5 protein-coding genes and 1 pseudogene are annotated in these 6,432 nt (G+C 71.4%); 4 read left to right on the forward strand and 2 right to left on the reverse strand.

From position 1 onward, the window contains the following. On the forward strand, nt 1-1,768 hold a 1,768-nt coding region (locus BGP03_RS00605; RefSeq protein ID WP_299735016.1), incomplete at its 5' end, for a histidine kinase. Then, nucleotides 1,759-2,406 (forward strand): response regulator transcription factor, encoded by a 648-nt coding sequence (locus BGP03_RS00610; RefSeq protein WP_298799911.1) that lies wholly within the window; start codon nt 1,759-1,761, stop codon nt 2,404-2,406. The genes BGP03_RS00605 and BGP03_RS00610, both read left to right, overlap by 10 nt. A 123-nt stretch (nt 2,407-2,529) precedes the next feature. Here BGP03_RS00610 and BGP03_RS00615 read toward each other — a convergent pair whose 3' ends face one another. Then, nucleotides 2,530-3,792: a glycine-rich protein gene (locus tag BGP03_RS00615; protein WP_298799912.1), complete on the reverse strand. Its 1,263-nt coding sequence runs from the start codon at nt 3,790-3,792 to the stop codon at nt 2,530-2,532. A gap of 554 nt (nt 3,793-4,346) precedes the next feature. Continuing rightward, nucleotides 4,347-4,688 (reverse strand): ester cyclase, encoded by a 342-nt coding sequence (locus BGP03_RS00620; RefSeq protein WP_298799914.1) that lies wholly within the window; start codon nt 4,686-4,688, stop codon nt 4,347-4,349. 172 nt (nt 4,689-4,860) lie between these two features. Between BGP03_RS00620 and BGP03_RS00625 the strand changes: the two genes are divergently transcribed. Together BGP03_RS00625 and BGP03_RS00630 are read left to right on the forward strand one after the other, a co-directional pair. Next, on the forward strand, nt 4,861-5,310 hold the full coding sequence (locus BGP03_RS00625) for a MarR family winged helix-turn-helix transcriptional regulator (protein ID WP_298799915.1): 450 nt from the start codon (nt 4,861-4,863) through the stop codon (nt 5,308-5,310). 328 nt (nt 5,311-5,638) lie between these two features. Next, nucleotides 5,639-5,997 (forward strand): annotated as a pseudogene (locus BGP03_RS00630) (hypothetical protein); the annotation flags it as partial. Nucleotides 5,998-6,432 lie beyond the last annotated feature (435 nt).

Consider the following 6,432-nt stretch of genomic DNA (forward strand, 5'->3'; position numbering starts at 1 on the left):
CAGCGGCGTGCGTCAGGCTGTCGGCGTGCCGCGACCTCGTACCGGTGTGACACCGCCGCTGCAGGTGGCGCTGATGCAGCTCGCGGCGGTGTGGGTCGCCGGGGTCGCGATGGTCGTTGCCCTCGTGCAGGCTGGCGCGCTCGGCGGTGTCGCGCTGGTCTACGGATTCCCCGTCGTCGCGGCGCTCTACGGCGCTGCGGGGCTGCTGGCGTGGTGGCGACGGCCCGCCAACCGGCTGGGCCCGCTGCTGGTCGTCGGTGGCGCGGCGTTCCTGGGTGTCAGCGTGGCGAACACCGACGTGCCCGCGCTGATCGCGGTGGGCACGGTCACCGCCACCGTGCCGCTGGCCGTGGTGATACACCTGCTGCACACCTTTCCCGGCGGCCGGTTGCGCGGTCGCGCCTCGAAGGTGTCGGTGCTCGCGGTCTACGTCGTCGCACTCGTCGGGCAGGTCCCGATCTGGGCGTTCAGCCCGGCTTCCCCGCCGTACGACGTCGTCCTGATCAGCCCCCGCCCAGACCTCGCCGAGGTGGGCGCGCACGTGCAGCAGACCTGCGGTGCGGTGGTGGTCGTGGTGACCGTATGGCTGCTGGTGCGGCGGCTGCGCGAGTACGACTCCGCGCAGCGCCGGGTGCTGGCGCCGGTGTTGGCCTACGGCGTGCTGGCGGTGCTCGCCATCCCGCTCGGGGGCACCGTGTTGCGCCCGCTCGGGCTCGGCGACGCCTCGCTGTACATCCAGTTCGCCGCGGTGGCCGGGGTGCCGATCGTGTTCGCCGCGGTGGTCCTGCGGGGCGGGTTCGCCCGCACCGGTGAGCTCAGCGCGTTCGTCACCTCGGTGGCGTCGTCGTCGGGCTCACGCGACGAGCTCGAGCAGGCGGTGGCCACGACGCTGGGTGACCCGTCCGCCACCCTGCTGCACTGGTCCGCGGCGCACAGCGGCTACCTGGACCCCGCCGGCACCCTCGTCGCGCTGCCCGGACCCGAGCAGGACCGCGCGGCGGTGCACATCGCGGTCGGGGACCGGCCCGTCGGCGCGGTGGTCTATGACCCGCGGCTCAACGAGGATGCTGGGTCGGTGGCCGCGGTGGGTCGGGTCGCGGCGATCGCGCTGGACCGGGAGCGCCTGGCGCGGGAGGTGTCAGACAGCCGCCGCGCGTTGCGCGAGGCGTCGTCACGGCTGCTGGAAACCGCAGATCGGGAGCGGCGCAGGATTGCCCGGGACCTGCACGACGGGCTGCAGGTGTCACTCGTGCGGCTGGCGATGCAGGCCCACCAGCTCGCGCAGGAACCGCTCGGTGCGGCGAGCCCGGCCCTGGCCGCCCGGATGGCGGCCGACGTGGACGAGGCGGCCGCGGCGCTGCGCGGCCTGGTCAACGGTGTGATGCCGGCACCGCTGGTCGAGCGGGGCCTGGCAGCAGCGGTGCAGGAGCTGGCCTACAGCCTGCCGGTCCGGATCCGGCTCGACGTCGACGGTGTGTCCGGCCGGTTGCCGGCGCCGGTCGAGAGCACGGGGTACTTCGTGGTGGCCGAGGCGCTCACCAACGTCCTGAAACACGCCGACGCCCGCAGCGTCGCGGTGTGCCTGCGCACCGAGGACGGCGCGCTGTGGATCGACGTCGTCGACGACGGCCGGGGTGGTGCTGTGGAAGACGGTTCGGGGTCGGGGTTGCCGGGTTTGCGTGACCGCCTCGACGTTCTCGGCGGAACCCTGTCGGTCACCAACGGCCACACCGGTACCCGGCTGCGGGCGATGCTGCCGTGCGGGTAGTCATCGGGGAGGACGAGGTGCTGCTACGCGAGGGCCTCGTCCTGCTGCTCGAGCGCGCCGGGTTCGACGTCGTCGCCGCGGAGGGTGACGCCGACCGCCTCGTCGCCGCGGCGCTGCGGCACCGCCCCGATGTCGTCATCACCGACATCCGGATGCCCCCGGGGGGCACCGACGACGGGTTGCGGGCCGCGCTGAAGCTCCGGTCACGGCTGCCGCGCACCGGCATTCTGGTGCTGTCTCAGCACCTCTCGCGCCAGTACGCGTTGGACCTGCTGGCCGGGGACCCGTCCGGGGTGGGGTACCTGCTCAAGCAGCGCGTCGCGGACGCCCGGCGTTTCGCCGCGGACATCCGGCGCGTCGCGGGCGGGGAGACGGTGCTGGACCCTGAGATCGCCGCCGCGGCCCTGGCCCGCGCGGAGCAGGTCGACGACCGGGTGTCGCGGCTGACCCGCCGGCAACGGGAGGTCCTGTCCCTGCTGGCCGAGGGCCTGAGCAACGCCGCGATCGCGGAGTCCCTCGTCATCGCGGAGAAGTCCGTCGTCGAGCACGTGTCCAAAGTGTATGACGCGCTGCAGCTGCCCCAGACCGGCAGCGAACACCGCCGCGTCCTCGCCGTGCTGCGCTACCTGTCCCAGTAGCCGGCGGGGTGTAGCTGATCAGCGGCGGCCAGCGGGCGGGACACGACGGTGCCCCGTCCACGCCGCAGGGCGTGGACGGGGCATCCGAGGCAGTCACGCGAGTTGTCGGGGGTTTCGCCCAGGCTAGTACGTGATCGTCTGGTTGAACGGGACGGACCGGCCGAAAACGGTGGCGGTACCGGCGATGGTCACCGAGCCGTGCCCGGGCGGGGTGAACGTCGTGGCCGGCGCGGTGCAGGCGAACGGCGCGCCGTTCGGGGCCACCCACACGGTCTGGGAGTGCGGGGTCTCGGCGTTGCCGGCCTTGTCCTTGGCCGAGTACGTCACCGTGGTCGTCCCCCTGGCGGTGACCGTCACCGTGGCGGGCAGGGTGGGTGTGGTGGTGGCGGGGATGGTCTGCGCGCCGGTCGCGGCGTAGGTCAGTGACGCCACCCCGGAACCGGTGTCAGTGGCGTTGAACGTCAACGCCAACCCGCGGGTGGTGTAACAGGTGCCGGTGATCGTGCCCATAGGCGCACCAGCGGTGGTCTTGAATGTTGCGGTGCCGGTGATCGTGACCACCGGCAGCCCGTTCGCCGACCCGGGACCTGAGGTGACGGTCGAGGTCGGCGGCGTGGTATCGGCCGGCGCGACACTGTAGGTGATCGTCACCGACGCCGGGGACGCGGTCAGGCCTTGGCTGCCGCCGGCCGGGACCAGCGAGGACCCCCCACCACCCCCGCCGCCGGCGGTGTTGGTTCCGGACCCGACGGCGAAAACAAGGCCGCCGCCGCCGCCGCCGCCGTACAGGCCGCCGCCACCGCCACCACCGGTGTTGCCGCCGCCGTTGCCACCGGCGCCGAGGGTTCCTGCCTGCCCAGAGGGGGTGCCGCCGGCGCCGGCGGTGGCGCTGCCTTGACGGCCGCCGGTGCTGGTGCCGACCCCGGAGCAGCTACTGGTGCCACCGGGGCCGCCCGCATCACCGCCCGGGGTACCGGCATCATCGCATCCGGCGCCGGGTATGCCGCCGCCGCCACCGCCGCCGGCCACGATCAACCGGGATTGCAGCGACCCGGTGGTCGCGGTGCCCGAGACGGTGCGTATATCCGAGGCGCCACCACCGCCGCCGCCGTAGCGGCTGGTGGCGCCGCCGTTGAACCCGCCCACACACCGCGCCTTCGGATAACAGGCAGTGGTGTTGGCGGGAATGCCGCCCACCTCGACATACAGTTGTTGGCCGCCGACGAGCCCGTTGAGGGTGCCGGTGACCGTCGCGCCCCGACCTGCCGCGGCGCCGCCGTAGCTGGGCGCGCCGGCCGCGCCGATGGCGCTGACCTGCACGCTGGTGACCCCGGTCGGGACGGTGAAGCTCTGTTCGGCGCCAGTGGCGCCGTAGGTGCAGGTCACAGTGCCGGTGCTGTCCGGAGTCGAGCACGGGTCGGCGGCCCACGCCGTCCCAGTCAACGGCGCCACGCCCAACCCGAGCGCGAGCGCGGCTCCCGTGACCCCGCGGATCGCCCACCGCGACCTGAACGGTCTGGTTGCTGGTTTCTGCGACATGTCGTTCGACCCCTTTACGTGGCTGCCGGCGGGCGGGTTACCCGCTGCGGTGGGTGCACCGTTCCCCCCAGGCGTCGGAGTACCGGGTTCGGATCACCATCGGGTGGATTATGCAGCGCGGACCCGCCCAGATCGGGTCGATCGGGGAAATACCCGACCTAGGTCGGGTATCGGGATGCTGCTGCACCCGGCTTGTCGAGCTTGGGTTTAGTGGTGTGTTTAGTGGTGGGTTTAAGGAGTTGTCGAAGATGTCGGTTTCGCGTGGCCCGCCGAGCCAGCTCAGCACGATCCTGCAGAGCCGCTCAGCGGGCCGATCGACGAGATCGGAGAGCTACTGTTGCGTTGACGGCCAGAATCCGCCGTTCGGCTTGCGGGCGGGCCCTATACAACGAGGACTCGCGTTATGCCGACGCAAGCTCGGCTGCCGCGCCTTCATGTTGCAGGGCCGTGAGCTGCGCGGCGATGGCGCCACCGTCGAGCCAGACCTGCTCGCGGCTGATCGCGTCGTCCTTGACGTCCCACACGTGGAGCATCCGGAAGGTCACCCTGCGGCCGTTGGCGGGGATGCCCATGAATGCGCCCCTGACGACGCAAGTGGCCTGGTGCTCGACCACGCAGAAGTCCTCGCCGTACTGCTCGCGCGTCGGGGTCATCTGCTCGGTGGTCAGGTCAGCCGTGAGGTGGACGTAGAACCCCTGGGCAGCCACCGGGCCGCGGACGGGACCGGTCGGCGAGCCGATCACGTCGTGCTCGACGTCATCGGTGTAGACGCTGACCGCGCGCGGTGTCGCCGGACATTTCGGCGGCGATGTGCTGCTCGATCAGTTCCTTCATCCGCTGCTGGTCCATGGCTTTCTCCATCTCTGACAAGTAGTACGGTAGACCGTACGAAACGGTATGCTGTACCGTACTGCTATGTCAAGCGCCGCTCGGACAACCCCAGCGCTGACCGTCGGCTCGATGCTCCGGTCGGCGTGGACCGAGCTCATCGACGAGGTATTCGACCAGCTCGTCGCCGCCGGCTTCGACGATTTGCGACCCGTCCACCGGTCAATCCTGCGCGACATGCTCGTGTCGAACCTGCGTCCGTCAGAGCTCGGCGCCCGCCTGGGGCTCAGCAAGCAGGCCGCCAATGACCTCGTACGCGAGTTCGAGACCAAGGGCTACATCACTCTCGAGCCCGATCTCGACGACGGCCGCGCCAAGCGCATCGTCGCCACCGAACGTGGCTGGCAGGCCAGCGATACGGCCCAGGCGAGCAGCACTGCTGTCGGACGCCGCTGGGCCGAACTGGTCGGCGAGGAGCGCTACGCGGTGTTCGAAGAGGTACTTCGCGCCATCGCGGCCGCCACCCGCACCCCGTAACCCCGTAACCCCGTTCGCCAGGTCATCGTGATGGTCCACCTCGACGCTACCTGCTCCGCGCTCGGCACGAGCATCTTGACCGCTCCGACGACGGACCCAAGATGCGCGGCGCGCGCGTTCGCTGCCAGGGACAGGCTGCCCCGTATGCCGATCGGCTTACGGCACTCCGGAACCGCTGCTCGGTCGGCTGTGGGTCGGGCTTGTGGTGCACAGCATCAGCAGGAACGGTCGTACCACCGCGAACCGGTCGAGCGGGGTAGCCCGCCACTGGGCGTCGGAGGACCGTGTCTGTAGGGGTGCCGCCAAGATCGCGGTGCTGGTCGGGGGCAACTTCGCCGGCACCTCGCCGATCACACGACAGTCGGGAAGAAGAAGACCGTGCACGCCCGGTTCGTGCACAACACCCGCCTGGTCGACGCCCTGACCCGCCAAGCCCAGGGCGCGTTGACCGGATCAGCCGGGGCGCGCGCCTACTACGACCGGCAACGTGCCCGTGGGGTCGGGCACCAGGCCGCGCTGCGCCAGTTGGCGAACCGGCTGGTCGGGATCCTGCACGGCTGCCTGCGCGCCCGGGCCGCCTACGACGAGGCCAACGCGTGGGCTTACCAGGTCGACGCCGTCGGCAGCGACACCACCGTCGGCAGCGACGGCACACGGCTGCTCGCCCGCGACGGCCTGACGGCCTGACGGCCTGACGGCCGAAGAGATCCTGCTGGTCCGGCTTGGCGGCCGGGCTGGGACGCCGGACCGAATTGTCCGGGCCGGCCACTCACACCTCAAGGGCGCCTTCGGCGTCGCTGACGCGACGTCGCTGCGCTCCGCCCTGGACCTGTGAGCCTCTGCCGGCCCTACGGGCACGCCCCAAGGGGCAGGCCAACCACAGCCTGCCCCTCAGGTCGGCCCGGCGTCCCAGCCCTTCAACCTCGCCAACGAGAACCGCCCAGGACTTGACCACTCAGGCCCTGGGATGTCTCCACGGCCGTGTTGGGACGCCTTGGGGTGGCGGGGGAACAACGCCCCGCCACCCCAAGGGGACGGGCCACCAGGCCCACCCAGTCCATCGGGAGTTTCAATGACCGTGTCAAGCCGCGCTGACTGCCGGGGCTGGTGCCTCGGTGGTGA

This window comes from Pseudonocardia sp. 73-21 (assembly GCF_001899645.1).
Taxonomy (GTDB): domain Bacteria; phylum Actinomycetota; class Actinomycetes; order Mycobacteriales; family Pseudonocardiaceae; genus Pseudonocardia.

What these genes read in the sequence shown, in the direction of transcription:
- BGP03_RS00625 (WP_298799915.1), top strand. Translation starts at nt 4,861, where the DNA reads ATGTCAAGCGCCGCTCGGACAACCCCAGCGCTGACCGTCGGCTCGATG.